Source organism: Sporosarcina newyorkensis (assembly GCF_900167515.1).
In the GTDB taxonomy this organism is placed as follows: Bacteria; Bacillota; Bacilli; order Bacillales_A; family Planococcaceae; genus Sporosarcina; species Sporosarcina newyorkensis.
This window is the reverse complement of sequence record NZ_FUYJ01000001.1, coordinates 269,423-294,777: the sequence shown is the minus strand read 5'-3', so window position 1 is coordinate 294,777 and position 25,355 is coordinate 269,423. Positions and strand designations below refer to the sequence as shown.

At 43.8% G+C, this 25,355-nt stretch carries 23 protein-coding genes; 4 read left to right on the top strand and 19 right to left on the bottom strand.

What is annotated here, in order from left to right:
- Window positions 1-54 precede the first annotated feature (54 nt).
- The 5 genes from B5D59_RS01575 to B5D59_RS01555 all read right to left on the bottom strand — a co-directional run bounded on the left by B5D59_RS01575 (window position 55) and on the right by B5D59_RS01555 (window position 4,988).
- Entirely contained in the window at window positions 55-1,314 is a 1,260-nt protein-coding gene (locus B5D59_RS01575; protein WP_078816600.1) for a sensor histidine kinase, read from the bottom strand.
- Between the two features lie 11 nt (window positions 1,315-1,325).
- Window positions 1,326-2,027 (bottom strand): LytR/AlgR family response regulator transcription factor, encoded by a 702-nt coding sequence (locus tag B5D59_RS01570; protein WP_009496742.1) that lies wholly within the window; start codon window positions 2,025-2,027, stop codon window positions 1,326-1,328.
- Window positions 2,028-2,179: 152 nt separating this feature from the next.
- Window positions 2,180-3,016, bottom strand: coding sequence for a squalene/phytoene synthase family protein (locus tag B5D59_RS01565; RefSeq protein WP_139365923.1), 837 nt, complete (start codon window positions 3,014-3,016; stop codon window positions 2,180-2,182).
- A 282-nt stretch (window positions 3,017-3,298) separates the two neighbouring features.
- Complete coding sequence (locus B5D59_RS01560) at window positions 3,299-4,057, bottom strand: SDR family NAD(P)-dependent oxidoreductase (RefSeq protein ID WP_078816599.1); 759 nt, start codon at window positions 4,055-4,057, stop codon at window positions 3,299-3,301.
- Complete coding sequence (locus B5D59_RS01555; RefSeq protein WP_078816598.1) at window positions 4,044-4,988, bottom strand: MBL fold metallo-hydrolase; 945 nt, start codon at window positions 4,986-4,988, stop codon at window positions 4,044-4,046. The genes B5D59_RS01560 and B5D59_RS01555 overlap by 14 nt, the downstream gene beginning before the upstream one ends.
- A gap of 190 nt (window positions 4,989-5,178) precedes the next feature.
- Here B5D59_RS01555 and B5D59_RS01550 point away from each other — a divergent pair, with 190 nt between their 5' ends.
- The 3 genes from B5D59_RS01550 to proC all read left to right on the top strand — a co-directional run bounded on the left by B5D59_RS01550 (window position 5,179) and on the right by proC (window position 8,341).
- Window positions 5,179-6,321 carry an SPFH domain-containing protein gene (locus B5D59_RS01550; RefSeq protein ID WP_078816597.1) on the top strand — a complete coding sequence of 381 codons (1,143 nt, stop codon included), beginning with the start codon at window positions 5,179-5,181 and terminating at the stop codon, window positions 6,319-6,321.
- 7 nt (window positions 6,322-6,328) lie between these two features.
- Window positions 6,329-7,441, top strand: a complete 1,113-nt coding sequence (locus tag B5D59_RS01545; protein WP_078816596.1) for a TFIIB-type zinc ribbon-containing protein — start codon at window positions 6,329-6,331, stop codon at window positions 7,439-7,441.
- Between the two features lie 90 nt (window positions 7,442-7,531).
- Window positions 7,532-8,341 (top strand): pyrroline-5-carboxylate reductase, encoded by an 810-nt coding sequence (gene proC / locus B5D59_RS01540; protein WP_078816595.1) that lies wholly within the window; start codon window positions 7,532-7,534, stop codon window positions 8,339-8,341.
- A gap of 41 nt (window positions 8,342-8,382) precedes the next feature.
- Here the strand turns inward: proC and rnz are convergent, their stop codons facing one another.
- From rnz to mce, 6 genes are all read right to left on the bottom strand, one after another.
- Window positions 8,383-9,330, bottom strand: a complete 948-nt coding sequence (rnz, locus tag B5D59_RS01535; protein ID WP_078816594.1) for a ribonuclease Z — start codon at window positions 9,328-9,330, stop codon at window positions 8,383-8,385.
- Window positions 9,331-9,346: 16 nt separating this feature from the next.
- Window positions 9,347-10,537: a DNA polymerase IV gene (locus tag B5D59_RS01530; protein WP_078816593.1), complete on the bottom strand. Its 1,191-nt coding sequence runs from the start codon at window positions 10,535-10,537 to the stop codon at window positions 9,347-9,349.
- A 131-nt stretch (window positions 10,538-10,668) separates the two neighbouring features.
- Entirely contained in the window at window positions 10,669-11,142 is a 474-nt protein-coding gene (locus tag B5D59_RS01525; RefSeq protein ID WP_245799411.1) for a chemotaxis protein CheW, read from the bottom strand.
- Between the two features lie 47 nt (window positions 11,143-11,189).
- Window positions 11,190-12,317 carry a M20/M25/M40 family metallo-hydrolase gene (locus B5D59_RS01520; protein ID WP_078817003.1) on the bottom strand — a complete coding sequence of 376 codons (1,128 nt, stop codon included), beginning with the start codon at window positions 12,315-12,317 and terminating at the stop codon, window positions 11,190-11,192.
- Window positions 12,318-12,505: 188 nt separating this feature from the next.
- Entirely contained in the window at window positions 12,506-14,053 is a 1,548-nt protein-coding gene (locus B5D59_RS01515; RefSeq protein WP_009496765.1) for an acyl-CoA carboxylase subunit beta, read from the bottom strand.
- A gap of 3 nt (window positions 14,054-14,056) precedes the next feature.
- Entirely contained in the window at window positions 14,057-14,464 is a 408-nt protein-coding gene (mce, locus tag B5D59_RS01510) for a methylmalonyl-CoA epimerase (protein ID WP_078816591.1), read from the bottom strand.
- 126 nt (window positions 14,465-14,590) lie between these two features.
- On the opposite strand from mce, the gene prli42 reads away from it, so the two are divergent.
- Window positions 14,591-14,686 carry a stressosome-associated protein Prli42 gene (gene prli42, locus B5D59_RS18095; RefSeq protein ID WP_150103610.1) on the top strand — a complete coding sequence of 32 codons (96 nt, stop codon included), beginning with the start codon at window positions 14,591-14,593 and terminating at the stop codon, window positions 14,684-14,686.
- Window positions 14,687-14,918: 232 nt separating this feature from the next.
- On the opposite strand, the gene B5D59_RS01505 is transcribed toward prli42, so the two are convergent.
- The 8 genes from B5D59_RS01505 to lpdA form a co-directional block, all read right to left on the bottom strand.
- Window positions 14,919-15,359 carry a BrxA/BrxB family bacilliredoxin gene (locus B5D59_RS01505; RefSeq protein WP_009496767.1) on the bottom strand — a complete coding sequence of 147 codons (441 nt, stop codon included), beginning with the start codon at window positions 15,357-15,359 and terminating at the stop codon, window positions 14,919-14,921.
- Window positions 15,360-15,469: 110 nt separating this feature from the next.
- Window positions 15,470-16,519: a methylmalonyl Co-A mutase-associated GTPase MeaB gene (meaB, locus tag B5D59_RS01500; protein WP_009496768.1), complete on the bottom strand. Its 1,050-nt coding sequence runs from the start codon at window positions 16,517-16,519 to the stop codon at window positions 15,470-15,472.
- 32 nt (window positions 16,520-16,551) lie between these two features.
- Window positions 16,552-18,708 (bottom strand): methylmalonyl-CoA mutase, encoded by a 2,157-nt coding sequence (gene scpA, locus B5D59_RS01495; RefSeq protein ID WP_078816590.1) that lies wholly within the window; start codon window positions 18,706-18,708, stop codon window positions 16,552-16,554.
- Complete coding sequence (locus tag B5D59_RS01490; protein ID WP_078816589.1) at window positions 18,701-20,374, bottom strand: methylmalonyl-CoA mutase family protein; 1,674 nt, start codon at window positions 20,372-20,374, stop codon at window positions 18,701-18,703. The genes scpA and B5D59_RS01490 overlap by 8 nt, the downstream gene beginning before the upstream one ends.
- Before the next feature lie 152 nt (window positions 20,375-20,526).
- Window positions 20,527-21,852 (bottom strand): dihydrolipoamide acetyltransferase family protein, encoded by a 1,326-nt coding sequence (locus B5D59_RS01485; RefSeq protein WP_009496771.1) that lies wholly within the window; start codon window positions 21,850-21,852, stop codon window positions 20,527-20,529.
- A gap of 18 nt (window positions 21,853-21,870) precedes the next feature.
- A complete protein-coding gene (locus B5D59_RS01480) occupies window positions 21,871-22,854 on the bottom strand; it encodes an alpha-ketoacid dehydrogenase subunit beta (RefSeq protein ID WP_009496772.1) in 984 nt (327 codons plus the stop codon).
- Entirely contained in the window at window positions 22,854-23,858 is a 1,005-nt protein-coding gene (locus B5D59_RS01475; protein WP_009496773.1) for a thiamine pyrophosphate-dependent dehydrogenase E1 component subunit alpha, read from the bottom strand. The genes B5D59_RS01480 and B5D59_RS01475 overlap by 1 nt, the downstream gene beginning before the upstream one ends.
- 13 nt (window positions 23,859-23,871) lie before the next feature.
- On the bottom strand, window positions 23,872-25,299 hold the full coding sequence (gene lpdA, locus B5D59_RS01470) for a dihydrolipoyl dehydrogenase (RefSeq protein WP_078816588.1): 1,428 nt from the start codon (window positions 25,297-25,299) through the stop codon (window positions 23,872-23,874).
- Window positions 25,300-25,355 lie beyond the last annotated feature (56 nt).

The window sequence follows — 25,355 nt, the reverse complement described above, 5'->3', positions numbered from 1 at the left end:
ACAAAGAAAGGTTTTACGGGAATGAAAATATTTTCATTCCCGTAAAACCTTCGTTTATTCCTGAAAACGTAAACCAATTGTGACATAGTTTCCCGTCCTCTGCTCATTTTTCAAAAGAATATGAGCCTTATATTGTTTGGCAATTTGTTGGACATTGTGCAACCCAAAACCTCGCATGCCTTTTTTCGTTGAAAATCCAATATCGAACATCTTTAGGAAATGATCGTTTGAAATATAAGGTGATGGATTGCTTACTTGTAACATATATTGATTTTCTTCTTGCTTAAGCGTGACATATACAGTGTCTCCACTTTGACTAGCATCAAAGGCATTATCAAGTAAAATGCCGAGCACCTCAATTAAATCCACGTCTTCACAAGCCATTTCATGAAGCGAGATGGAATTATCTATCACTACCTGAATCCCCATTTGTTCGGCTCTTTTTACTTTTGTATATAAAAAACCAGCAACAATTTTATGATCCATCGTTAACAGTTGTTGTTGATGAGAAAGCATTTTTACATTTCCAGTGTAACGAGTAATTTCATGCTTTGCCTCTTCTAACGTATTAGCCGTTTCAAGAATACTTGAAATAGCCAACATTTTATTAGAAAATTCATGCTGTCTCGCACGAACCTCTAGTACTAGCTCGTCAATAATCGGTAAATATTTTTCTGTAGCTAAGATTCGGGCTTTCAACGCGTGTTGTTTCTTTTGTTCAAAAAATAACCACGTTAGTAATAAAAAGACAAAGATCGATCCTAACAGCATAAGCCAGCTACCCAATTGAGTAATTTCTGTTGTTTGGAACAGATACATACCCAAAAAGGAAAAAAAGATTATACTCATGAATAGCTGTTGCATCAATGTCATTTGTTCGAATTCTGTATAGGCAAAATGTCTGCGAATGAAGAAAACAAGACCTAGTACCACAGCTAAGCAAATCAAATGATTCCAATCGATTTCTAGCGGTAAAAGCATCGTCAACAAGACTGCTTGCATTCGGACCATCATCCAGACCATTAAACTGAGCATTGTCATCAAAAGAATGGTTAAGTGACTACGCTTAAATAGATAACTATTCGCTACGAGTGTAAGAAAACAAAAACCAATCAGACCAGGTACATATTGCACAGGTAAAACTCCAAGCCCCTTAAGCGTCATGATTAACCCTCGCTCATCGGTATCACTTAGCAAACAAAATAATGAAATGATGCTCACCCAGAATACGTGTGCCCATTTAAATTTGATGGGTTCACGGAAAAACAAACAGGTAATAAGCCAAAGAGCCAGAATATCTGATAGAATGCTCATACTATTTCCTCCTATAAGATATACTGACGATATTTTAAGCCAATTGGAATAAGGGTATCTACGCCTCGTAAACGGATTGTTTGCCCCACTTTATCTATTTGTTCTACCATGTCTTGATTGATAATAAAGCTTTTATGTACTTGCACAAACCGATCATCTAGTAATTCCATGCTAGCCTTTAATGAATAACTTGAGATCATTTCATTCAGTAAGATTCCATCACGTTTTATATGTAAACAAATTTTCTTACCAAAAGATTCGATATAAAACAAATCTTTTAATAGGTACTCAAAAATGAATCCTTTCTGTTCAATACGGATCTTTCCCTCATCCATCTCAAAGTGTGACAAATACTGCAAGACATCTTGGATCACCTTTTGGCATTCTAACTGAGTAAACGGCTTCACTAAATAATAAAAACATTTAAGCTCTCGGTATGCATACAATTCTTCCGTTAAAACAGCCGTTTCAAAAACAATAGGAGTATACATATAAGCGGGCATGGTGCGTAACTGTTTGACTAAGTCCGTTCCCTTGTAATCAACTAGCTGAATATCCACAATAAAGAAATCTATTTTAATATCTTGTGCCAAATTCATAGCTTTTGCCGCGCTGTCTGTAAGATAAACATTAAATACTTGTGGTAACGTTTCTAATGCATTTTGTAAAAACTTTTGGATAGCTTGATCATCTTCAACGATTAATACATTCATTACAAACACCCCTCTAATGTGATAAGTGCTGTTTGTCAAAAAAACAAAAACGAGTCAGCAAGAAAGCGAAAGCTAGGATCTTGTCGACTCATTCGTATTTACTAATGAATAAATCCAGCATCGCCATCTCCACTTTACTCGTATCATTCGTCTTATTTAGAACGCATCGCTTGATTCACGACAACCATCACTTCAGTCCGAGACATTTTCTCCCGACCTTCTTTCAGCGCATCCAATGTACCGTGCGCCAAAGCTAACGGTATCTTACAGAAGTTCAGGATCGTTTTCGTCTCGATGTCTTGAATATATTCATCCGCTAACGCCAAGTTCTCTTCTGCAAAGCGGAACATTTCATCCAGTTTCCAACCGTCCGGGAAGAAGTTCACATCGCGCTCCGCGTCTTCTTTATAGTTACGCAGGATATTGACAGACTGTAAGCCTCTTCCAAAGCCAATTGCCAAATCACGATCTGTTTCGGTTCCATCATACCAACTCCAAATATCCGTCAGCATGACACCTACCAATCCCGCAACGTAGTATGTATAATCTTCTAAGTCTTCACGCGTATGGATCACCCAATCTTTTTCTGCCCACTTCGCCATGCCTCTGCCCATAATCGCAGTCGATTCAAGTACTTTATCGGTGACCGTGTCAGGGCAAAATTCCACCCAATCGGCAAGGCGCAATGTCACTTCCGGCAATTGCGATTGATAAGGAGCAAATAGCTTGTCCAGCGCTTCCGCAATGGGTGCGCCTGTTGCGATTTTATTTTCCAGTAGTTCGCTGACTTTGTTCAGTAACGTTACGACATCCGCAACACCCATTTGTTCATGATCTTCAATTTCATCGATGGCCCGCATGCACAAATAAGCGGATGCTACAGCTTCTCTTACTTCAGGTTCAAGAAGTTTAATTGGAATAAAAAATGTGCGGCTTGTTTCTTTCAATACTTTCATCGCATCTTTTTGTAGTTTTGTATCAGTTTTCACTTTGGGATCCCTCCATCAATAATCATGGCTGTCAAAAAATATTCTCAATTGAATATGATTCCTTCATTATATCATTCATTGTAACATTAAGACGTTTATAATGGATTGTCAAAATCCAAACAAAAAGCCGGATGCGCCCTTCAGCACCCAGCCTTTATGACGATATCATTCTGCAGATGGTTTCTCCATCGAGACAATGCTAGTTTACATAATATTATTATGCGCAAAAAAATGCTTACATAATAACAACGTAAGCATTTTCTTCACTTTCTAACTATCCAGTTACTTCTTATAGAAAAAAGGACGTCCAATAACTTCTACTAAAGAAGGAGCAAGAGCATATAGTTTACTGGTCAGACCCATAACTTTAGGTAAGTTTACTTCTCGCCTCGGTTCACGAATCGTCTGTATGACAGCACGCACTACCGTATCGATGGAGAGCAGTTGGGACCCCAAAGCTTGCTTATACTTTCCTGTTTGATCCGCTAATTCGATAAACGGTGTATCTATCGGTCCAGGATGAATGACTGATACATCCAAATGATACGGAGCCGCTTCCATTCTTAATGCATTCGTATAGCCAATAAGTGCATGTTTCGTCGCCGCATAGACCGATGTTTTGGGTGTTGCGACTTTCCCCGCCTGCGAACCGATGAACAGCAAGTGTCCGCTTTTTCGTTCCATCATAGCAGGCAGCAAACGTTTCGTCAGTTGCATCGGAACAAGCACGTTCGTTTCAAGCATTTCTGCCATCTCTTCGTCGGATGCTTCATGAGCGAAATTAAATCTGCCAACTCCTGCTGAATAAACGATTACATCCGGCACTTCGCCTATACGTGACACGAGCCAGTCCAGTTGTTTGGCATCCCGCAAATCAGCACAAAAACCTTCCACCCCTACTTGCTGCAGTTCTTGCAGCGCTTTCGTATTGCGACCAGTAGCCATTACGCGCATCCCTTTTACCGATGCCAGTCGCCTGGCCAGTTCAAAACCGACCCCGCTCGTTGCACCGGTAATTAAGATGGATTTAACAGCTGGCATATTGATGAACTCCCGACTCATCTGCCGTTTCCCTAATCAATTCCTTGGAAATCAAATAATCAAGCTGACCAATCGTTTCGGACAATGTTAATCCAAGCTCTTTTTCATACACTGCCGGAAACAAGCGTTTGGTCACTTCAAAAACGGTCTGTGGCTGTTCACGCAGCATGCCGAGCACTTTCATCGCCCGATCATTCTGCTTCTCCAAGCGTTCCTTGATAAGCGAATGTGCGTTATGGACTTCTCCGGCATGCCCTCCATAAACAATGTTGACGGGCAAATCGAGTAAACGTTCAAGTGATGCGTTATATTGAAGCAACGCCCGAGGCCGGTCTTCTTCTTTTCTAAAAGGTGGTTCGATCAGCGGATTGGACGAAACCTTTTCCAATAAAAGATCGCCACCGATTAAGATTCCCTCTTGTTCATTCCAAAGCGATAAATGACTCTGTGCATGACCTAATGATTCTTGCACTTTCCAGCCCGGATGGCCCGGCAAATCATCCCCTTCATTCACCATCCGATCGACAGGACGATTACCCATAAAATCGACAGAGCGACGAAATCTTTTTATCCATTTAGAATATTCTTCAGGCACGCCTTCTTCATGAAGAGAATTTTCATAAAATCGATCATGTCGATCCAGAAAATCTTGATCGCGCGTCAGCCAATAATTGAGGTAGGGATGGCCGAGTACTTCTGCACGATCGAATGCTTCAATCCACCCGCAATGATCGGGATGATGATGGGTAACGAAAACTTGTTCTATGTCCTTGAATGAGTAACCGATTTCTCGTAATCTATGTTGCAGTGCTTCGTATGCCTCTGGTGTCTTCGTCCCTGCATCGACTAAAGTCAGTGTATCGCCTTTTAGTAAGAAACAATTCACATCTCCGACTGCAAATGGAGTAGGTGTTATAATCTTTTCTATCATAAGAAAGTTCCCCCTTGAAATGAATGACTGTTCAGTACATTGTACTCTTTATTTTCCTATGCGTCACGTATCCATTCTCGTTATTTTTGAAATATTTACATGTAGTTGAAACCAAATCGTTTATTCTTCGTATGGTATACTACAAGAAATAGCGGTATTTGCAATATGCTGTCTAAATGGAGGGGTTTCAATGGGGATTTTCAACTTTTTCAAAAACCAATTTATTGAAGTAATCGAATGGCAGGATCAAGATGCCAATACACTAGTTTATCAGTTTCCAGTTCACAATAATGAAATCAAAATGGGCGCAGAACTGACAGTCCGGGAATCACAAGTCGCAATTATGGTGAATGAAGGTGAAATTGCGGACGTATTCACTCCTGGCAGACATATTCTCTATACACAAAACATGCCGATCCTGACGAAGTTAAAGTCTTGGAAATATGGCTTTGATTCACCTTTTAAAGCAGAAGTGTACTTTATCAATACGAAGCAATTTATTAACCAGAAATGGGGTACGTCCAATCCGATTATGATGCGTGACCCGGATTTCGGTATGATCCGTCTTCGCGGCTATGGAATTTATTCATATCGGGTATCTGAGCCAGTTGTGTTCTTACGCGAATTATTCGGTACGAACAGCTCCTATGATACGAATTCTGTTGAAGGTCAGTTGAAGAAAATGATTATTTCGGGGCTATCCGACTTATTTGCAGAGTCCCAAATACCGGCACTCGATTTAGCGATGCATTACGATGAACTAAGCGAACAAGGCAAGCAAAAGATGATGCCGCGTTTCTCTTCATTCGGATTTGACATCACGTCCCTTTATATTGAAAACCTTTCACTTCCTAAAGAGGTCGAACAGGCGATGGATAAACGGACGACAATGGGCGTCCTTGGCGATATGCAGCAATACCAGCAGTATCAGGCGGCAGAAGCAATTCGGGATGTAGCAAAGAACGATTCCAGCGGTTTGGCGGGGGCAGGTATGGGAATGGGCGCAGGTGTTTCAATGGGTCAGGTTATGGCAAATGCGATGGCACCGAATACTCAACCCACACAAACCACTGCCCCTGCAACGAAATCCTGCCCACATTGTCAAGCTACCATTAATGCAGATGCAAAATTTTGCGGTCAATGCGGGAAATCTGTTGAAACTGAAAAAGTCTCATGCGTCAAATGTGAAGCGCAGATTCCGAAAAATGCAAAGTTTTGCAATGAATGCGGTGCCGCGCAAATTACCGAAAAGATCTGTCCAGCGTGCTCACATGCGAACCTACCAAACGCGAAATTTTGCGCTGAGTGCGGTGAGACATTGGACGCGAAGTGAGGGATGAATGTTGACTTCATTAGATGAACAATCATCCACAATCGTTGAAGAAACAGAGAATATCAAGTGTCCTTCTTGCGGTAGTAATACAAAGTTCGATCCAGAGACAGGAGGGTTGAAATGCCCTTCATGCAGTCATGAGATGGCGATTGAAGCTACGAGTAAGCACAATGTCGAGCTGGACTTTAATGCAGCCGGCGACAGTCTTTATCACTTATGGCAAGAAGATAAGCGAGTCTTTTCCTGTGATAGCTGCGGTGCTGAGTCTGTTCTCGATGCAAATGCCATAGCAGACTTCTGTTCATTTTGCGGATCATCGCATATTGCGGTAACTGAAAAAGATGCGGGCATCCAACCAGGGCTCATGATCCCTTTCCACATTTCCAAAGATGAAGCACATGCCAAATTCAAGGAATGGATCAAAGGACATTTCTTTGCACCTTCAAAACTAAAAGTGTCCTATCGTCTTCAAAAAATTTCAGGAGCCTATCTACCCTACTGGACATATGATAGCGAGACCAGTTCCCGTTATGTTGTACGTGTAGGAAATTATTATTACGTTACAGAGACGCGTACCGTTTATGAGGATGGCAAGGCAAAACAAGTGACGGAGCAAGTGCGTAAAATCCGCTGGCATAGGGAGAGCGGGATTTATCGAAAATTTTTCGATGATGTGCTCATAAAAGCCTCTACTAGAGTAGAACCTAAATTACTGCAAAAAGTGCAGCCTTTCCAAATGGCCAGCTTAACGGATTACAAAGTAGATTATATGTCTGGATTTTTGGCAGAACGCTACTCTGTCTCCCTGCAACAAGGATTCACGGAAGCACAGGATTATATGAAACAGCGGATCATCAATGGAATCGAAGGAAGCATTGCGGGTGATATTGTCGAGGTCGTGAATGTCTCGACCGATTACTCGGATATTACATATAAACATGTCTTGCTGCCATTATGGATTTCATCGTTTCAATTCAATCAAAAGGTCTATCAATTTATAGTGAATGGGCAAACAGGTAAAGTATCAGGAAACTATCCTATTAGTATTTTAAAGGTAGTTCTAGTATCGATCAGTGTCTTAGTTGTTTTATTCATCGTCTATCTGTTTATTGACAGCTGACGGCCCATCCGACCTCTGTTTGACATTTCGTTAGGTGCATGACATAATTCAGTGAAAATAAAAACGTACGAGCAGTAAGGATGGATAGAAATGGAGAAAGTTTTATTTGTAGGCGCCGGTTCGATGGCGGAAGCAATTATTGCGGGAATCGTGGAACAGGACGTACTCCCCGGCAAACAAATCTATGTAATGAATCGTTCCGATGCGAATAGGCTATGTGATTTGGAATCTCGTTACGGCATCACGAAAGTATGCGAAGATCGCTCGTTCATGGAAGAAATCGACTTGGTTGTTTTGGCAACGAAACCAAAAGATATTCAGCAAGTCATGGCTGATATACATCCGTTCCTAGCCGACAGCACAGCAATTCTTTCAGTCATTGCGGGAACCTCGATTGACACATTTGAACAAGGTCTTGGTAAACGCCCCATCGCCCGTTCAATGCCGAATACTTCCGCAACGATCGGAAAATCGGCTAGCGGCATCGCATTCAATGACGAAGTTTCTATTGAAATGAAGCAGTCGATCCTTAGCCTGCTCGGTGCGATCGGCATCGTCAAAGTGGTGGAGGAAGATGATCTACATGTGGTGACGGCTCTTTCCGGCAGCGGTCCCGCTTATATTTATTACTTAGTCGAGGCATTGGAAGAAGCTGCTGTTGCAAGAGGTTTGGAAGCTCATGATGCCCGTGAACTAATCGTACAAACACTTGAAGGTGCTGCGGCTATGCTGAAAACAACCGGCGAAGAACCTAGTACGTTACGCACGAATGTTACGAGTCCAGGCGGCACGACAGCTGCCGGATTGCGAGCACTGGAAGATCGTCAATTCAAATCGGTGATTGCAGATTGCATCAACAGCGCGGAGGCAAGATCACGCGAGTTAGGTGCATTAACCTAATAGAAAAACAAGCATCCATCCCCTAAGGCGGGCATGGATGCTTATTTTTTTGTCAGGCAAGTCAACTGGCCGTTCTTCCATTGAAAACGCATGAAATCTTCTGCGATGGACAACTGCGGAAACACCGCTTCGCCTTCAGCAAAAAATGCGGCCATTTCACCTGGCATAAAGCGAGCACTAATATGATTGACAATCAAATTTTTGACATGTGCTTCTTTTGCAATTTGAGCTGCATCGACGATCGTTGAATGACCGTATTCCCGAGCACCTTTTGCATATTCCTTTGTAAATGTGGCCTCATGAATGAGAATGTCTGCATTTTGGGCAAGATCGATGGATGATTGACAATAGGATGTGTCTCCAATCACGGTAATGATAAAGCCATTTTTCCGTTCCGACGTCACGTCTCGGCTGAACACTGTCTTGCCGTTGTCCAGTTCGATATCCTGACCTTCTTTCAAGCGCTGCAACAACGGACCTTTTGGAACCCCTTGTTCAATGGCTCGGTCAATCAATAACGTGCCCGGCAAATCTTTCTGCTCGATCCGATACCCGTAGCTTTTTACGACGTGCTGGACTTCCATTGCATACACTTTAAATTGATCGCTTTCAAAAATCAGTCCATCTGCTACTTCATGGATGTTTAGCTCGTAAGGCAGATGAGTGCCGGTGATTTGATAGGTGTGCTGGAGCCATTCTTTTAACCCAGCCGGACCGTATAAATCGACCGAGGCTTCACCACCTAAAAATGCGCGTGAGCTGAGAAATCCTGGTAAACCAAAAATATGGTCGCCATGCAAATGGGTAATGAAAATTTTCGTGATTTTCCTTGGCTTGATTGCGCTGTAAAGCATTTGGTGCTGGGTTGCCTCACCACAGTCGAATAGCCAGTTTTCTCTATTTTCATCTGTAAGGTCCAGAACAAGTGAGGAAGTGTTTCGCTGTTTGGAAGGCATTCCGGCTCCTGTGCCTAAAAATTCAATATCCATTTAGTCAGGCTCCTTTCTATTTATTTGTCCAACCTTTTTTAATGACTCCCTCTCCGAAGCGGTCGGTTAGGCTGGATACAAGTTGATCCATTTGGTATTCCTTTTCTTGCTGTTCGAAGTTATCGAAGGTTAGTTGCTCGACCATCTCATTTCGTTCGATGAGATTGCCGACAGTGACACCCAGAAGGCGGATAGGTTCATTGTTCCAATGTCTACGAAATAACTCCAAAGCAATTTTTGTAATGTCTTCAGCTAGATAGACAGGCTGATGAATGGTTCGGCTTCTCGTGGTGTTTTGCCAGTCCGCATAGCGGATTTGGATTGAGATGGTGACGCCTGCCAGTGATTTAACAGCTAGCCGGGTCGCCACTTTGGCTGCCAGTCTTTCGAATATAGGAATGCAGTCCTCCATTTCCGTGAGGTCAACGGGTAATGTAGTGGAGCTCCCAATACTTTTGCGTTCATCCGCACGTTCCGGATCGACCGGTCGTGTATCGACTCCATTTGCACATTGCTGCAGGCGCATACCATTCTTTCCTAGAAGTGCTTCTATTTTTAATTTTTCAGCGACCGCAAGTTCCCCGATTGTATGGATACCTGCACTATGCAACTTTTCTTCAGTTCGCTTTCCAATGCCATGCATTTCGAGGACAGGCAACGGCCACAGTTTTCTTGCTACTTCACGCTTCCGCAAAATGGTTATACCCATTGGTTTTTTCATGTCGGAAGCTGTTTTCGCCAAAAATTTATTGGGTGCAATACCGATTGAGCACGGCAAGTCAAGTTCCTGAAAAATACGCATCTGTATTTCGCGGGCGAGTTCATAAGCATGAGTTAAGCCGCCGATTTCTGTCGTATCGATGTACGCCTCGTCAATGGAAACGGGTTCTACCCATTCTGTATAACTACGCAGCACTTCAAAGACAGAATCGGACATTTGGCGATACAGTTCATGGCGCGGCGGTACGATATGTAAATTAGGACAGAGTCGCTTGGCTTCACCTATCGTCATTGTAGTATAGACACCAAAAGCCCTCGCTTCATACGAACACGTCACTAAAATCCCTCTTCGCTCCTTTGGATTACCTGCCACCGCAAGGGGAATTCCCTTTAATGCCGGATTGGCAGCCTGTTCCACCGAAGCAAAAAAGCTATTCATATCAAGATGCATGATGACTCGTGGATTTGCTGCTATCAGATCCGTCATATGTACACCTTACTTTCACTGAATTCTCTCCCTATAGTATATCAAACATCCAAAGAAATGAAAAAAGGCAAGCCAAATTTAGCTTGCCGCTTTTTCTTAATATGTCGACATTCTATTCATGCGATATTCAATCAATCCGTTTCTGACGATTGGCGCTGTTCGTTCACATATGCAGATATTTCATCCATACCTGCAAGAGAACTGGCCAATAAATTAGGGGCGATGACAGTAATTACACGATTTTCTAAGTTCGCGACTGTCGTGAAGTAAGGTGTTTTGGAATAGGCTTTGAGAGCCGTTGAAGTCAACTTTTCTTCAGGCAGATCCAGTATCTCTTTCGCATCCAGCACGAGTAGTCCCACTTCCAGCTGATCAGTTGCCAGCACAACGACATGAGATTCTTCATCTCGTGCCGTTGGCTTGTGATAAAGAATTTGACTGAAATCTAAAATAGGCACCAATTCCCCACGTGACTTCATCAGACCTAGTAAATAATCGGGTAAATGAGGAATGGGTGTGATGTATTCAAGTTTTTCGATAGAGACGACCGATTCTACTGGTAGCGCGTACTCTTCATTGCCAGTTCGCACAATAACAGTTTGCATAGCTGCACCTTCTTTCATACAGGAGAAGTAAGTTCTTAGTAGTTTTGTTATTCAGCAGTCGTAGCCGCTTGCTCGACAATCTCAAGCAATAATTCCGTCAGCAAATTCAGTTCTTCGATTGGCATGCGCTCATTTTTCGTATGGATCTCTTCATATCCTACAGATAACGTCACTGTCGGAACACCCATTCCGTTAAACACATTGCCATCACTTCCGCCGCCGCTCGTCATGATGTTCGGCTCCCGGCCAATTTTTCGGATCGCCTTCATTGCGACTTGTACGACCGGTTCCTGTTCAGTTAAATTAAAGCCCGGATACATCAGCTCTGTCTTCGTTTCCGCCTGACCGCCTAACGAGCTGGCAGTCGTTGCAAACTTTTCTGTCATGGAATCAATTTGCTTTTGCATTTTTTCAGGATTAATCGAGCGAACTTCCGAAAGAATGAATGCTTCTTCGCAGACAATATTCGTTGCTTGTCCGCCTTCAAATCGTCCGATATTCGCTGTCGTCTCGTGATCGATTCGTCCAAGTTTCATCCCCGCAATGGATTTAGCCGCAAGTGAAATTGCAGAGATTCCTTTTTCCGGAGCTACGCCTGCATGCGCGGTTTTGCCGTAAATTGTTGTCCATAGTTTTGATTGGTAAGGAGCTGCGGTAACAATTCCGCCAACCTTCCCGTCACTATCAATTGCAAAGCCGTATTTTGCTTTTAATGCATCGGGATTCATTTCTTTTGCGCCGACCAATCCGCTTTCTTCGCCTGCCGTAATAATGAACTGAATATCGCCATGCGGTTTGTTTTGTTCTTGAAGAACTTTCGCCATTTCAAGAAGTGCTGCAATCCCGGCTTTATCATCTGCACCTAAAATCGTTGTGCCGTCACTGTAGACGTATCCATCATCCTTAACTACCGGCTGGATCTGCTGGCCCGGTACGACCGTATCCATATGACAAGTGAAATAAATCGGATCTGCTTTAGGAATAGAGCCTTTCAAATTGGCAATTAAATTTCCTGCGCCATGACCAGTTTTTTCACTTGTATCATCTTCCGTCACTTCAAAACCGAGCGCTTCCAACTTCTTCGTCAGGACATCCGCAATTTGTCGTTCATTTTTCGTCTCTGAATCAATTTTCACTAATTCCAAAAATTCATCTAGTAATCGTTGTTTGTTCAAAAGAAAGACTCCCTTATCTTTATTCAGCAAAAGACTCACACCTCTATGGCTGTTGAGATGAATGCTGGTATATTTCCTGTTCAGTGGGTGTCCAAACACCCGCTGAACAAAGATTATACCTCCACAGATTTTGAATTGGGCTTGCACAATTCAAAATCTGGAAGCAATTACGCTAAGGCGTGCTTGATTTATAGAGGTATATTGCCGTGCTTTTTCTTCGGACGGTCTTCTGTTTTATTGCGCATCATTTCCAATGCTTGCAATAATTTAATACGTGTTTCACGAGGATCGATGACATCATCAATCATACCATGTGAAGCTGCTACATATGGATTGGCGAACTTTTCACGGTATTCCTCAATTTTCGCTGTACGAGTTGCTTCCGGATCTTCACTTTTCGCAATATCACGCGCAAAAATGATATTTGCCGCACCTTCTGCTCCCATAACCGCTACTTCAGCATTTGGCCAAGCATAGACAACATCTGCACCGATGGACTTGGAGTTCAGTGCGACATAGGCACCGCCGAATGCTTTACGCAAAATCAATGTGATTTTCGGCACGGTTGCTTCAGAATATGCGTAAAGAATCTTCGCTCCGTGACGGATAATCCCCCCATGTTCCTGTTTGATGCCCGGGAAGAAGCCCGTCACATCTTCAAACGTGATCAACGGAATATTGAATGAATCACATGTGCGAATAAAACGTGCGATTTTATCGGAAGAATCGATATCCAGCCCCCCAGCCATGACTTTCGGCTGATTACAAATGAAGCCAACTGTTTCACCTTTCATACGTGCATACCCAACGACCGCATTTTTTGCGAATTCCGGTTGAATTTCAAAGAACGTACCTTCATCCACTACCTGCTCAAGTACTTTACGCACGTCATATGGACGGATCGTCTCGTAAGGTACAACGTCCGCTAAATTCTCGCGGTAATCATCCTGCTCTTCATATGGCTGAACCGGTGTTTTTTCATTATTATTTTGCGGCAGATAGGACAGTAAATCACGCACCTTATTCAGTACGACTTCCTCGTTTTCACCACGCAAGTGTGCATTCCCACTAATTGTGTTATGCACTTTCGCGCCGCCAAGACCTTCTGAAGTAATTTTCTCACCTGTAACGGTTTCAATAACTTTCGGTCCTGTGATAAACATTTGGCTCGTTTGATCTGTCATAATGACGAAATCCGTAATAGCAGGCGAATAAACTGCGCCACCTGCACAAGGCCCTAAAATAACAGAGATTTGTGGAATCACGCCGGAATAAATCGAGTTACGATAGAAAATCTCTCCATATCCATCAAGAGATAATACGCCTTCTTGGATTCGCGCGCCACCCGAATCGTTTAATCCAATGAACGGTGCACCATTCTTAGCTGCCAAATCCATCACATTCGCTATTTTCATTGCATGCATTTCTCCAAGAGCTCCACCGAACACTGTGAAATCTTGTGAGAACAAGTAAATTGGACGGCCGTGGATTTTTGCATATCCTGTTACCACTCCATCCCCAGGCCCTACTTGCTTGTCCATGCCAAAATCACGTGTACGATGGACTACGAATGGGTTTAATTCCACGAAAGATCCTTCGTCCACCAATAGTTCAATTCGTTCCCGCGCTGTCAGCTTGCCTTTTTCATGTTGCTTAATGATTCGCTCGTCCCCGCCGCCCAGCTCAATTTCTCGCTTTTTGTCATACAACTCATTAATTTTATCGTAAATATCCATCCCTTACTCCCCCTTTGTCTTTTCACATAATTCATACAGCACACCATAAGATGATTTCGGATGCAAAAACGCAACTTCCGCTCCGCCAGCACCAGGTTTCGGTTCATCTTGCAGCAGCTGAACCCCTTTTTCATGTAATTCTTTCATTCTAGTGCGAATGTCCGAGACGCCAAATGCAATATGATGTACTCCTTCACCGCGCTTAGCTATAAATTTAGCGATTGGACTGCTTTCCGTCATGGGCTCAAGCAATTCGATTTTCACATTATGCGCATCGATAAAAGCCACTTTGACACCTTGGCTCGCCACTTCTTCAATCGCCATGACTTCCAATCCGAGTGTATGTATGTAGTAGTCCATTGATTCTTCTATATTCTTAACCGCAATCCCGATATGATCTACCTTATTCATAGGACATCTCTCCCCTTGGCAACTTGTAATTGATTCTTTCTATAGAACAGTCATTCTAGTTGTGAAAATCCATGATTCTGTTAAAATAGAGCTAAACCTATTTCAACGTGTAAGGAGTCTTGTTGCGTGAGTAATAAAAAAATTCAAAAAGTAGTTGTCTATATTATGGTGGCGGCTATGGTTGCTTCCACTCTAGTCATGGGCCTCAGTATGTTACTTTAAGCTATAATGACAGTTCGCATGTATACACATGCGAACTGTTTTTATTTTGCAGCTGTTGGACATCCAGCGTTTGTCGAAGCTAAACAGCGCATTCCGCTTTTGTTTCATCCAGCTTCATGCGCTAGCCTCTCGGATCGCTTCAGTCCAACTTCAAAAGGCAAAGAGACGCCTTTTGCTGTCGGACCTCCAGCGTCTGTCGAGGCTAAACAGCGCATTCCGCTTTTGTTTCTTGTTAGAGTTCTTCACAATACTCTTCAAACTGACTTTGCAAGTTCACGACGACGGACATTGGATCGTGACCTTCAATTTCGAAACGACCTACCTCAGAGACGAGTTTTCCGTCCTTCAATAGTGCGAATGAAGGTGAGGATGGAATATGGTCTTCACCAAAGTGCATACGTGCTTGAGCTGTCGCTTCTTTGTCTTGCCCTGCAAATACGGTTACCAAATGGTCCGGGCGCTTATCATAATGAACCGCATGTGCAGCTGCCGGGCGTGCAATTCCGCCGGCACAGCCGCAAACTGAATTCACCATAACGAGAGTAGTTCCTGGACGATTGAATGCTTCCTCCACTTGTTCAGGTGTTTGCAATTGCTCATAGCCGCTCGCTTCCATCTCAGATCTCGCTTGGCTTGTAATATCATTCATGTAAAAATCAAAGTTCATTGTCATTTTACAATATCTCCCTTCTTGTTACGTATAATTGTGATAGCCGTAACCGTTAAACAACGATTGGCCATCCTCTTCAATCATAGCATATTAGACTAGAAATCAAGAAGTAATCAAGAAGAAAACAATCGATCGATTGCACCGGATACAGTGACTGTACCTTCCAATAATTCTTCTTCCAACCCTTTAACTTGAGTTTTCCGACCTTGTTCCGCAAAAAACGAATCAATCAAATGATCTTTTATCATCGAGTGGAACCAATCTCTTGTTTGAAGTTGGCGTCTAGTTTGCCAATAATCCGTATCGATCATCTCTTGTTGAAACTGCAGAATGGTCTCCCACACTTCCTTCAAACCAGTTCGCTCAATGGAAGAAACCGCCTGGGCAGTGGACGTCCAGCCAGGAGAAGCCGGCTGTAACATGTGTAAAATACGATTGTATTCTCTGACAGTCTTCTTCACAAGCGGCTTATTGCCTCCATCGTTTTTATGGACAACGATGCCATCTGTCAGCTCCATAATCCCTTTTTTCATCCCTTGAAGTTCATCTCCTGCGCCTGTTAACACCAGGAGCAGGAAATAATCGACCATGCCTCGAACGAGCGTTTCACCCTGCCCAACGCCTACCGTTTCAATCAAGATGACATCATAACCCGCAGCTTCACAAAGCAGCATCGTTTCACGTGTTTTCTTATGCACCCCGCCAAGTGTACCAGCGGAAGGAGAAGGCCGAATAAATGCATTTTGATGACGTGCCAGCTCCTCCATACGGGTTTTATCACCTAATATGCTACCGCCGGTCAACGTCGAACTAGGATCAACCGCGAGCACTGCGACTTTATAGCCCATATCGGCAAGCATCAAACCAAAGGCTTCGATAAATGTACTTTTACCTGCACCGGGAACTCCTGTAATGCCAATTCGAATACAATTACCAGTCTTCGGCAACAGTTTTGTCAAAATATCTTGTCCTAATCGCTTATCACTCTGTTTTGTACTTTCCAGCAATGTAATTCCCTTGGCCAAATGCAAGCGTGAACCATTTTCAATTTCCGTGCGTAAAGAATCAAGGTTTGTATCGGTGGGATCTTTCTTAACAAAGCGTTTACGTGAAGAGGCAACAAACCCATCATGTGTCGATTCTATTCCGCGCATCACATGCATTGCTGAATCATCTCGTCCGTTTTGCCTGTTCGTCAATCCATCACTTCCTCATAACCTAACTGTCGGTAGATTTCCTCAATTACTTTTTGAGCCGCCACCGGAATCACCGTACCCGGCCCAAAGATTGCGGAAGCGCCATTCTTACGCAAGAAATCATAATCTTGCGCAGGTATTACCCCACCGACGACGACTAAAATATCTTCGCGCCCGATTTTCTTCAACTCTTCCCGCAATGTCGGCACCAATGTCTTATGACCTGCCGCCAGCGAACTAACTCCGATCACGTGAACATCGTTTTCTGCTGCCTGCAGCGCGGTTTCTTCCGGAGTCTGAAATAAGGGTCCGATATCCACGTCGAATCCTAAATCTGCAAATGAAGATGCAATTACTTTCGCTCCGCGGTCATGTCCATCCTGCCCCATTTTGGCAATCAAGATCCGCGGACGGCGCCCTTCATTTTCAAGAAACTCGTCTGTCATGTCTTTAACTTCCTGAATCTCTTCTTCATTGGAGAAGTTGGAACTGTATACACCACTCACTGAACGGATCACCGCCTTATGTCTGCCCGATACAGATTCAATTGCATCTGAAATTTCACCGATTGTCGCACGCGCCCTCGCTGCATCGACTGCCAATGCCAGCAAGTTGCCTTCTCCACTTTCAGCAGATTGCTTAAGCGCCGACAGTGCAGCTTGGACATCTTGTTCATTACGATTCTCTTTCATCTCGTTAATGCGGTCTATTTGCTTTTGGCGCACAAGCGTATTGTCGATATCTAAAATATCGATTGCATCTTCCGTATCGAGTCGGTATTTATTTACGCCTACGATTGTTTCTGCACGCGAATCAATTTTAGCTTGGCGTTTCGCAGCCGCTTCTTCAATCTTCATTTTCGGCAACCCTGTCTCGATTGCTTCTGCCATGCCGCCTAACGACTCGATTTCCTCTATTAAGTCCCAAGCTTTCTCCATCAATTCTTCCGTCAATTTCTCTACATAATAGGAGCCGCCCCACGGATCGATTACTTTTGTCATCATCGTCTCTTCTTGCAAGAACAATTGAGTATTCCGTGCGATTCGTGCAGAGAAGTCTGTCGGCAATGCAATTGCTTCGTCCAGCGCATTCGTATGTAAGGACTGAGTATGGCCCATCGCTGCTGCATTTGCTTCCACTAGCGTACGTGTGACGTTATTGAATGGATCTTGCTCTGTCAAACTCCAACCGGAAGTTTGTGAATGAGTACGCAAAGCAAGCGTTTTCGGGTTTTTCGGATCAAACGACTGCATCATCTGCGCCCAAATTTTGCGTGCCGCTCTCATTTTCGCTATTTCCATGAAGTAGTTCATACCGATCGCCCAGAAAAATGACAATCGCGGAGCAAAGGAATCAATGTCAATTCCTGCCTGCAATCCGGTACGGACATATTCGAGACCATCCGCGAGCGTATAAGCAAGTTCAATATCCGCTGTCGCTCCGGCTTCCTGCATATGATAGCCTGAAATAGAGATGGAGTTAAACTTCGGCATGTTTTGGGAAGTATAAGCGAATATATCTGCGATAATCCGCATGGACATGGCTGGTGGGAAAATATACGTGTTCCGCACCATGTATTCCTTTAAAATATCATTTTGGATAGTTCCTGACAGTTTTTCAGGAGAGACGCCTTGCTCCTCTGCCGCTACGATATAAAATGCCATTATCGGTAAGACTGCGCCGTTCATTGTCATCGAGACAGACATTTGATCAAGCGGGATTCCGTCAAACAAAATCTTCATATCTTCAATTGAATCAATCGCAACACCTGCTTTTCCCACATCACCTGTTACACGCGGGTGGTCGGAGTCGTAACCTCGGTGGGTTGCCAAGTCAAAAGCGACAGATAATCCTTTCTGTCCCATTGCGAGATTTCGGCGATAAAAAGCATTACTCTCTTCAGCAGTCGAGAAGCCCGCATATTGTCTAACCGTCCATGGCCGTGCCACATACATCGTTGGATAGGGACCGCGTGTATTCGGTGCGATTCCAGGATAATCGGATAAATGTTCCGTTGATTTAATGTCTTTTGAAGTATAAACCGGCGATACAGCAATTCCTTCATTGGTCGTAAAAGCTTCTTTAGACTGCGTCTGTTGTGACAGCTCATTCAATGATCGTTCAAGATCCACTTTACGAAAATTTGGTTTACTCAACTGAATGACCTCCTTTCTTGATGTCTGCAATTTCATTTAGCTTAGCTATTTTATCTTGACCGGCAAAAATGAAGCCATGCAATCCATTTGCAATCCACTGACCGGAAACTTTTTGATCATATTTTCCAGCAACATCGACGATGCATTCGGCTGATTTTTCTTTCAAGAAGTCTGCAACTATATCTTCTACTTGTGTTGGGGGTGCGCAAATCACTGCGTAATCCGGCCGTTCTTTTTGAATCCAAACGAGCGCTTGGTCGATTGAATCAAAAGAAGGGCTCCATATCGCTTCGATTCCTCCAACTGCCAGAAATCCACTGACAAAGTCCGCACGAGGCTTATAATCTTTCAACGCACCAAAGTTCAGTAAAACGGTCTTAGGCAGTTCCTCTTTTCGGCTCGCACGTAGATTTTCAAATGGCTCAGCCAAGCGTTTGGAAACCGCAATAGCCGGGGAATGATCAAAATTCGCCTCGGTCAATTCCGCATAGACATTCGTTCCGATCAGTGACTTTTTACCGCTAGCTGTCTCTTTTTGCCGATTCGCATACAACACACTAAGTTCGCCAGACTGCAAAAATGATTGATAGCCGCCGCTCTCTTCTATCGCTAAAAATTTGTTCCACGCTTTGCGAATCAAGTCCGCTGTCAATGTCTCGATAAAATACGAACCACCTGCAGGGTCGAGTACTTGATCGATATGCGTCTCTTCCTTCAATATCAACTGGATATTCCGCGCATAGCGATTCGAGCTGGACGAAGTGCCTGTCAGCACGTCATGCGGAAGCACCGTCAACCAATCCGCTCCTCCAAGAACAGCAGCGAACGCGGAATTCCCGCCACGCAATAAATTAACGTATGGGTCGAGTTTCGAATAAGAGCGCAAGGAAGTAATCGCAAGTAATGGGACTTGCTTCGGATCTTCGACTCCGTACGCTTCATTAAATAATTTCCATAACACACGGAAAGCACGGAATTTCGCAATTTCCATAAAGAAATGCGTATCTGTAGCAAAACGGGCATAAAATCCATTTGTAAATTCTTCAAAAGTCGCAGCTTCTTCGGCAAGTTCAGCGGCAATAGCCAGACTTACAGCTAGTTCCGTAACCGCATCGGCTCCTTCATGATGCGCTAACCAGAGATCTGCCCCTTTCGTCTTGATTTCAGAAAATCCTTCTGGCAAAACGCCGATGCTGCTAGTAAAGATACCCTTTACATTTCCACGATCCTGTAAGTCCACAAATGTAAAGGCTTGCAAAATAGGATCCTCTTTTTCAATCTCTGTAAAAAGAATCGGATATTTCGTCAGCAACTCCGCCAACTCCCGCAAATCCTGCTCACGCCAGGACAGAGGCGTTAAACCATTGTAAACGATAGCTTGGTTGCCTCTTTCCAATGATTCTTTTAAATTCAACAGAAACTGCTGCCCATTTTCTGCACTGACAGGTTGCGCGATCGTCCATCCAAAATGAGGCTTCGTAACGCGTGAAACCTTTTGCTGATCCAGATGCTCTTTCGTGTACAGGGGCATCAAATCAATTCCTTCTGCCGTCTTTGTACGTAGCGATTCAAAAGGTTTCCCTTTTAATGATTGCACAGCAGCATGTTCCCAGTCTTCGTAAGAAGGTGCTGTAAATGTGAATGTTTTCATTTTATGTATAGGCATAATGGTGCTCCTTCCCTCTTTTAAACCATCTATATTTCTAGTGTACCGTAGAGAGCTATATGAAGAAAGAGAAAAATCAGAAGTTTTCTCCTGATCTTCTAAATCATTCCTAAAAAACAACCTTCAGGTGTTAGACTGAAAGTTGTTTTTTCTCAATAAAGTGATGTCGTTTCTTTTGACATATTTTCCAATAACTCTTTTATGCGTGCCAGGAAACGACCGCATACTAAACCATCCAATACACGATGATCTAAAGATAAGCATAAATTGACGATATCACGCACAGCTACCATCCCATTATTCATGACAACTGGCCGCTTAACGATCGTCTCCACTTGCAAAATAGCGGCCTGAGGGTAATTTATAATCCCCATAGACTGTACAGAACCGAACGAACCTGTGTTGTTAACGGTGAATGTGCCGCCTTGCATGTCTTTCGTCTGCAATTTGCCGTTGCGGACTTTCCCTGCCAGTTCATGTATATCACGCGCAAGTGCCTTGATCGTTTTTTCATCTGTTTGTTTGATGACCGGTACATACAAAGCATCATCTGTCGCTACAGCAATCGAGATATTGACATCTTTTTTCATGATGATCTTATCCCCTGCCCACATAGAATTAACGGCAGGGAATTCCTTCAATGCCTGGGAAACAGCTTTGATGAAGAATGCAAAGTAGGTTAAATTAAAGCCTTCTTTTTCTTTAAATTCAGCTTTCACATTTTCTCGCAACAATACCAGGTCTGTTACATCTACTTCCAACATCATCCATGCGTGCGGAGCTTCCGTTACTGAACGAACCATATTTTTGGCGATAGCACGTCGGACACTCGTCACAGGAATCTCGATATCCCCATTTTCGAGTTGAATAGTTGGTGTAATGTCTTGCTCAATTCCGGACTGTCTATCGTTAGAAGAAGCTAATTCTTGCTGTGCCGGCTGTTCTTGTTTGGAAGGAACTTCCGGCTGTTCATACGCGGAATTTCCTCCGCCATCAATGAACGCTAGAATATCTTTCCTCGTAATTCTGCCTTCACGACCTGTTCCTACCACTTGCTTCAGATCAATATCGTGTTCTTGCGACAGTTTTAAGACAGCAGGCGAATATCTTCCAGCCGCTTTCCCTATAGCTGCTGGTTTCGCAGGTTGTTTCTCTTTCGGCTGTTCTGCTCTTTGATCTTCAGCTGGCTGGACATTTTTTTGAACAGATGCTTCGACAACTGGTTTTTGCCCGGTCTCTTCTGCTTCAATCAGACAAACCGTTTCGCCAACTTCTATCGTCTCGCCTTCTTGTGCGACAATTTCAGTGATTTTACCAGCAAATGAAGATGGAATTTCGGCTGTCACTTTATCCGTTGTAACTTCCGCTAATGCATCATATTTGCTAACCGTATCACCGACTCCGACTAACCACTTTTCAATCGTACCTTCTGTCACACTCTCACCGAGCTGTGGCATGGTAATTTTTTCAATCCCCATAACACACGCCTCCTTAAACTAGAATTCTGCTAATTCCCTCGCCGCCTGCTCTACTTTTTCCGGATTCATCATGAAGAACTTCTCCATAGAAGGTGCATAAGGCATGGCAGGTACATCAGGTGCTGCTAACCGTTTAATCGGAGCATCCAGTTCGAATAGGCAATGTTCGGCAATGATAGCGGAAACCTCGCTCATGATGCTGCCTTCGAGATTATCTTCCGTCACTAGCAACACTTTCCCCGTCTTCGAAGCTGCTTCGATGATCGCTTCACGGTCTAACGGATAGACAGTACGCAAATCCAGGATATGGGCTGAAATGCCGTCTTCCGCCAATCGTTCTGCTGCTTGCAAAGCAAAATGGACACACAGACCATAGGTGATGATGGTAAGATCATCCCCCTCACGTTTACAATCTGCCTTGCCGATTGGAAGAACATAATCTTCATCCGGAACTTCCCCTTTGATTAAACGATAAGCCCGCTTATGTTCAAAGAATAGCACTGGATCTTCATCCCGCACAGCTGCTTTCAACAGTCCCTTGGCGTCATAAGGCGTGGATGGGATGACGATTTTCAACCCCGGCGTCGAGGCGAACATCGATTCAACCGATTGCGAGTGATAGAGCGCACCGTGCACTCCACCGCCGAATGGAGCTCGTATCACGACTGGGCAAGACCAATCATTGTTCGAACGATAACGAATCTTTGCCGCTTCAGAAACGATTTGATTGACTGCAGGCATGATGAAATCTGCAAATTGCATTTCCGCAATTGGACGCATCCCATACATCGCTGCACCAATCGCAACACCAGCAATTGCCGATTCCGCAAGAGGCGTATCAAGAGAACGATATTCTCCAAACTGATCGTAGAGTCCGGTCGTCGCTTTAAATACACCGCCTTTTCGTCCGACATCTTCCCCTAGTACGAATACCTGATCATCACGTTCCATTTCTTCTTTCATCGCTAAGTTGATGGCATCTATAAATGAACGAACGGTCATTAGGCTTCGCCTCCCTTTTCATCATACACATAGCGCAATGCATGTTCAGGTTTTGCGTAAGGAGCCAATTCCGCATATTCCGTGGCCTCATCTACAATTTGGTTGACCCGTTCTTCTATTTCATTGTGCTTTTCCTCGGTCAATACATTTGCTTCTTGTAAGTAATGGATAAATGTCAGTAACGGATCCAACTTCTTTTCGTTTTCCAATTCTTCCGCATCTCTGTACAGGCGTTGATCATCATCAGATGAATGTGCTGTCAGACGATAACACACCGCTTCTACCAATGTTGGTCCCTCTCCGCTTCTTGCGCGGTCTGCCGCTTTTTTAACTGCTTCATAGACATTCAGAGGGTCCGTACCGTCAATCGTTACGCCAGGCATGCCATAGCCTACTGCGCGATCCGAAACATGTTCACAAGCAAGTTGTTTACTGGCTGGAACAGAAATGGCATATTTATTGTTTTCGACCATCACTACAGTCGGCAATTTATGGACTCCTGCAAAGTTCATCCCTTCATGGAAATCTCCTTGATTCGATGAACCTTCGCCTAGCGTCACAAAAGTGATGAAATCTTCTTTATTCATTTTAGCCGCAAGCGCCACTCCAACTGCATGCGGTAATTGAGTCGTAACAGGAGATGAACCTGTTAAAATCCTATTTTTACGCTGGCCGAAATGACCTGGCATTTGTCGACCACCCGAGTTTGGATCTTCGGCTTTTGCAAAAGCTGACAACATCAACTCTTTAGGTGTCATACCAAAATGCAAGACTACACCCATGTCCCGATAATAAGGTGCAATCCAGTCTTTCTCATGATTCAACGCAAATGCAGCGCCAACTTGAGCCGCTTCCTGCCCTTGACACGAGATGACAAATGGGATTTTTCCTGAACGATTCAACAACCACATCCGTTCATCCAAGCGACGAGCCATTAACATGGTCTCGTACATTTGTAAAACCGCTTCATCTGTCAATCCTAATTCAATGTGCCGATTGTTCATTTCGCTTCCCCCTTTACATATGAATGGCGAGTCCTTCTACAGCTAGTGCCGCTTCACTGAATGCTTCTGACAGTGTTGGATGGGGATGAATGGTCGTGGAAACTTCCCAAGGTATCGCATTCAGCACCATGGCGAGCCCCGCTTCAGAAATGAGGTCCGTGACATGCGGACCTACCATATGAACACCTAAAATATCATTGGATTGTTGATCCACTATAATTTTGACAAATCCATCCGAATGTCCATTTACCAAAGCTTTTCCATTCGCTTTGAACGGGAATTTACCGATTTTCACTGCTAAGCCGCTGTTCTTTGCCTGCTGTTCAGTCAAACCTACAGCAGCTGTTTCAGGAAATGAGTAGACACATCTAGGTACCAACTCATAATCGATCGAATCTCGCGTGATCCCCGCGATATGATCGACAGCAAATAGTCCTTCATGCTCCGCGACATGCGCTAATTGAAGGCCACCGATGACATCGCCGATCGCATAAATATGCTGATCTTTCGTTTGATAGGTTTTGGCAGTCTGAATAAACCCATTCTCTACCTGAATATCCGTGTTCTGAAGCCCGATGTCATCTGTGACCGGTGACCGTCCAACAGAAACAAGCAGTTTTTCACTGCTGACCGACTGTACGTCTTCCCCTATTTTATAAGAGATCGTCACGCTATCCGTGCTTTTCTGGAGAGTGTCGGTCTTGATATCGGCCCCTAATGCAAATGTGACGCCACGCTTTTCTAATGCTTTTTGTACAGTTAGCGCCACTTCGCGATCCTCAGTAGCTAAAATCTGCTTCAAACGATCAAGAACTGTTACTTTGACACCAAAATCATTCAGCATGGATGCCCATTCAATACCAATCACTCCACCGCCTATGATTGTAATCGAAGCTGGGAGGGCCTTCATTGCAAGTGCACCGTCTGAAGTCAACACTTGTTGTTCGTCAATGTCCAGTCCAGGCAGCGTTTTCGGTTTTGACCCGGTCGCTATGATTAAATTCTTTAATAATAAAATTTCATTTTCTTGACCATTGTCCATCTCTACTGAAATGGTTCCAGGCATAGGAGAGAAAATGGAAGCTCCAAGGATTCTTCCCTTTCCTTGAAAGACGTCAATTTTTCCCTTTTTCATTAAACTTTGGATGCCTGCATGTAATTGATCCACGATTTTATTCTTTCTTTTTTGCACTTGAGGGAAATCTAACGAGACCTCACCTGTTTTGACACCAAATTCGTCCGCTTCTTCACGAGCAAGGCGGTATACTTCTGCACTTTTCAGCATCGCCTTGCTTGGAATGCATCCATTATGCAAGCACGTTCCGCCTAGCTTTGATTTTTCCACGATGGCTGTTTTTAAGCCGAGCTGGGCTGCACGGATGGCTGCCACGTACCCGCCAGTTCCGCCGCCTAAGATCACTAAATCGTATTCATTGCTCAAATTATAGGACCCCTTCCATCTATGTTTTGAATGTCCTACTGTAAAGAAAGCACGCA

Excerpts from the sequence above, each read along its gene's own strand:
- B5D59_RS01575 (WP_078816600.1), bottom strand. The coding sequence starts at position 1,314 with ATGAGCATTCTATCAGATATTCTGGCTCTTTGGCTTATTACCTGTTTG.
- B5D59_RS01570 (WP_009496742.1), bottom strand. The coding sequence starts at position 2,027 with ATGAATGTATTAATCGTTGAAGATGATCAAGCTATCCAAAAGTTTTTA.
- B5D59_RS01560 (WP_078816599.1), bottom strand. The coding sequence starts at position 4,057 with ATGCCAGCTGTTAAATCCATCTTAATTACCGGTGCAACGAGCGGGGTC.
- B5D59_RS01555 (WP_078816598.1), bottom strand. The coding sequence starts at position 4,988 with ATGATAGAAAAGATTATAACACCTACTCCATTTGCAGTCGGAGATGTG.
- B5D59_RS01550 (WP_078816597.1), top strand. The coding sequence starts at position 5,179 with ATGGGGATTTTCAACTTTTTCAAAAACCAATTTATTGAAGTAATCGAA.
- B5D59_RS01545 (WP_078816596.1), top strand. The coding sequence starts at position 6,329 with ATGTTGACTTCATTAGATGAACAATCATCCACAATCGTTGAAGAAACA.
- proC (WP_078816595.1), top strand. The coding sequence starts at position 7,532 with ATGGAGAAAGTTTTATTTGTAGGCGCCGGTTCGATGGCGGAAGCAATT.
- rnz (WP_078816594.1), bottom strand. The coding sequence starts at position 9,330 with ATGGATATTGAATTTTTAGGCACAGGAGCCGGAATGCCTTCCAAACAG.
- B5D59_RS01530 (WP_078816593.1), bottom strand. The coding sequence starts at position 10,537 with ATGACGGATCTGATAGCAGCAAATCCACGAGTCATCATGCATCTTGAT.
- B5D59_RS01525 (WP_245799411.1), bottom strand. The coding sequence starts at position 11,142 with ATGCAAACTGTTATTGTGCGAACTGGCAATGAAGAGTACGCGCTACCA.
- B5D59_RS01515 (WP_009496765.1), bottom strand. The coding sequence starts at position 14,053 with ATGGATATTTACGATAAAATTAATGAGTTGTATGACAAAAAGCGAGAA.
- mce (WP_078816591.1), bottom strand. The coding sequence starts at position 14,464 with ATGAATAAGGTAGATCATATCGGGATTGCGGTTAAGAATATAGAAGAA.
- B5D59_RS01505 (WP_009496767.1), bottom strand. The coding sequence starts at position 15,359 with ATGACAATGAACTTTGATTTTTACATGAATGATATTACAAGCCAAGCG.
- meaB (WP_009496768.1), bottom strand. The coding sequence starts at position 16,519 with ATGCATGTGATGCGCGGAATAGAATCGACACATGATGGGTTTGTTGCC.
- B5D59_RS01490 (WP_078816589.1), bottom strand. The coding sequence starts at position 20,374 with ATGCCTATACATAAAATGAAAACATTCACATTTACAGCACCTTCTTAC.
- B5D59_RS01485 (WP_009496771.1), bottom strand. The coding sequence starts at position 21,852 with ATGGGGATTGAAAAAATTACCATGCCACAGCTCGGTGAGAGTGTGACA.
- B5D59_RS01480 (WP_009496772.1), bottom strand. The coding sequence starts at position 22,854 with ATGACCGTTCGTTCATTTATAGATGCCATCAACTTAGCGATGAAAGAA.
- B5D59_RS01475 (WP_009496773.1), bottom strand. The coding sequence starts at position 23,858 with ATGAACAATCGGCACATTGAATTAGGATTGACAGATGAAGCGGTTTTA.